Here is a 3,341-nt window from a genome sequence, read left to right as displayed (position 1 = left end):
ATTAGAATGGACTACAACTTTATATACTGGAAGAGCGACACCTTCTTCAACAATATATCCGAATTCTTTTTCTGTAGGAGCCCATAGATTTTGCTCACTTTCTCCTCCAACATACGCCATCGATTTTTGTTCTGCATCTTTTTCACTAATTTTTTTCGTAACTTCCTTCACACCTGTAACAGGCTGATAATCAGAAACTGCAAGTAATCCTTTTCCCTCACCGTTAAGAGTAACTGTAATTTGTTTTGAAAATACAGGAGCACCATTAACTACTTGTTGGAACCTAACATATGAAGCTACTGACGTTTCTGTTGTAGAAATATATTGTAAGTCTGAAAGGTCCGCCTTCAATCCATATTCCGTAGCATGTCCCTTTAAATATTCAATTGCTTTTTTCTGTGGTGAATAAGCTTCTAACTTTACTTGCTGTTGTTTTTCCAATGCCGAAACAGTAGAAATCGTCCCCATTACTAATGGCACAGTCATTGCCATTGCCACCATTTTTTTGTTTAACATAAAACCACTCCCCCTAATAAATTGAATCCTTTATCCTGTCCCATCAGACTATTACTGTCCACAAGTAGCGGGATAAAAATTGAATCTACGAGTAATTCTATACAAACAATTCTATTACCTTTACATTTTAGGTAAGTGAAATTTTCTCAATATTTATGTGTAAAACGAGAAAAATACTGTAGAAATATATTTCTTTTGTAAATTCCTTTACCTTATACTTTTAAATTAATGTGTAAAAAAATAGGTTATTTTTTTACCTAACGGTAGGTTGAAAATATTGTTAATGAATGATACGATTTATGTAACCTTTTTTAGGAGGATTTATTATGAGCAAAAGTGAAGAAACACTCTCTTCCATAGTGGCAGCAAGTTATCGACTATTTGCCGGTCACGGCATTGCCAAAACGACCTATACAATGATTGCTGAAGAAGTTGGTATTGCCAAGCCATCTATTTATTATTACTTTAAATCTAAAGATGCATTAATCGAAAGTATTTTCAATGAATTATGCGAAGCGATGCAGTTCTCCTCTTTCTTCCATACAGAAGAGTTTACGAAAGAGAATTTCATTGAGAAATGTATTGAAATTGGCTTTAAAATGATAGACGAACAACAGAAAGATCCTTATTTTAATCGTGTATTACAAGAATATGTATTACTATCTTCAAGAAACGATATGTACAAAGATCGATTACTAACTGTACAAACAGAATATTTAAACGGATTTGAATCACTGCTCACAAAAGCAAATGAACTTCAACTCATTCAAAATAAAAATCTAGTTTCAAAAGCTCATATGTTGGCATTAGTACTTGATAATATCGGAAACTTCATGATGTTTGATGTAAATATGAATTATAAACAAATATGGATTGAAGCTGTCCACAGCATATTCGAAAGAAGTGATTCATATGAAAACTAAAAAACGAATTATCGGCTTAGATTTTGCTAGAGCGTGGGCGATGTTTGGAATGTTACTAGTTAATTTCATGGTGATAACAGGGGCGGAAGGAAATGGGCCTCCTCTGTTAAAAACCTTTATGTCACTTTTTGAAGGTAGAGCTTCTGCCTTGTTTGTTATACTTGCTGGGATTGGCATAACTTTAATGACTAAATCATCTGTTGCTAGCCAAGAGAAAATAAAAATCAATACCAGCCGAATATTGATTTGGAAACGATCACTATTCTTATTTATTTTAGGGTTATTATTGTATGTAATGGAATGGACGGGTGATATTTTACACTACTACGGCGTTTACCTTTTCATCGCTGCATTACTAATTACTGTACGAAGAACTATACTAATATGGCTTTCTATCATTATTTTACTTGCTGCACAATATCTCCAACTTACTTTCAACGCCTTCGAAGGATGGGGAGGCACAATCCCATTTATAAACTATATAGACTTTTGGACCTTAAAAGGATTTCTTCGCAACTTACTTTTTAATGGCTATCACCCTATTTTTCCGTGGTTTTCTTTCTTCTTAATCGGTATGATAATTGGCAGGTTAGATCTTCATAATAGACAAATTAGGCATAGATTGCTCTTGCTCGGTTTAACAGTAACGTTAATTATAGAGCTATTATCCAAAGCGTTAACTCACCTTTTCATCCCATACATTGGTGAGGAAGCATCTACATTTTTATTTAATACAGGACCGATTTTACCAAATATATTATACGTCGCATCTGCTGCAGGATCCGCTATTGCTATATTAATAATTTGCCTCTACATTGCTGAAAAACATGAAAAGAATTGGTTTATTACATCCATTGTACAAACAGGCCAATTAACATTAACTCATTATGTAAGTCATGTATTTATCGGTATTTGGATATTGATTCTATTAAATAGGATGGAACATCAAACACTATTATTCGTTTTACTATTTGCTACTGGATTTTTCATTTTCAGTGTTTTATTTAGCGTGTTATGGAGAAAGAAATTTCCTAGAGGTCCTATCGAATGGATTATGAGAAAATTAGCCGGATAATCTCCTAGCATGAAAAAAGGAAGTTGGAATGATTCCAACTTCCTTTTTTCTTTAATTAGCCGCGTTTAATTTAATTCGGAGTTTTGTCTCCCCTAAAGAAAGTTCGTCGTCTTCATTCGTTAAGTGACCAAATGTAAATTGCTTGACGAGTAAGTTTTCTTCCAATAGATCTTTATGATTCGTTAACGTTTGCTGTAGTTCTTCTTCTGTATCAAGAATTACATCCACTCGTAAATTAACCGGTAAATTCAACTGCTTACGATATTCTTGAACTGCACGAATAAATTCACGTGCTACTCCTTCTTGTAACAATTCCTCAGTTACATTCGTATCTAACATAACCGTATATTGTCCGTTAGTCGTATTTGAGAATCCTGATTTCGCAACTTTCTCTACTAATACATCTTCAGCCGTGACAATTACTTTTTCCCCTACTGTTACTTCATATACTGCTTTTTCTGCTGATACAAAATTTTGTACTTCTTCTTGTGATAATTGTTTTAACCACCCGTTTACTGCATTCACATTTTTACCAAACTTCGGTCCCGCTGTTTTAAAATTCAGCTTTAATTGATATGATGTGTATTTCGATTCATCGAGTTCAACATGGAATGCTTTCACATTTAGCTCATCCATTACGATATCACGATAAGATTCCCAATCCATATCACTTTCGTTATGCTCAAGTAATACAAGCTCTGCTAACGGCTGTTTTACTTTTAATGAATGTTGATTACGATTACTTCGTCCAAGTTCAACAACTTGTAAAACAGCATCCATTTCTGCTTCTAACTGAGGCTGGATAAGTGATTCGTTTACAACTGGAT

General features: G+C 33.9%; 3 protein-coding genes and 1 pseudogene. 2 read left to right on the top strand and 2 right to left on the bottom strand.

Annotation, left to right across the window (positions count from 1 at the left end):
- Positions 1 to 516 (bottom strand): annotated as a pseudogene (locus AC1DTM_RS20830) (M36 family metallopeptidase); the annotation flags it as partial.
- 326 nt (positions 517 to 842) lie between these two features.
- Between AC1DTM_RS20830 and AC1DTM_RS20825 the strand changes: the two are divergent.
- Positions 843 to 1,439 carry a TetR/AcrR family transcriptional regulator gene (locus AC1DTM_RS20825; RefSeq protein ID WP_016104718.1) on the top strand — a complete coding sequence of 199 codons (597 nt, stop codon included), beginning with the start codon at positions 843 to 845 and terminating at the stop codon, positions 1,437 to 1,439.
- Positions 1,429 to 2,514: a DUF418 domain-containing protein gene (locus AC1DTM_RS20820; protein ID WP_016104717.1), complete on the top strand. Its 1,086-nt coding sequence runs from the start codon at positions 1,429 to 1,431 to the stop codon at positions 2,512 to 2,514. Before AC1DTM_RS20825 ends, AC1DTM_RS20820 begins: the two co-directional genes overlap by 11 nt.
- 51 nt (positions 2,515 to 2,565) lie before the next feature.
- Here AC1DTM_RS20820 and AC1DTM_RS20815 read toward each other — a convergent pair.
- Positions 2,566 to 3,341: DUF5915 domain-containing protein (locus tag AC1DTM_RS20815; RefSeq protein WP_477000777.1), on the bottom strand; the 776-nt coding region annotated here is incomplete at its 5' end.

It is taken from the genome of Bacillus sp. P4_D3 (assembly GCF_056401855.1).
The sequence above is the reverse complement of the archived record's forward strand: the minus strand, read 5'-3'. Positions and strand labels throughout refer to the sequence as shown.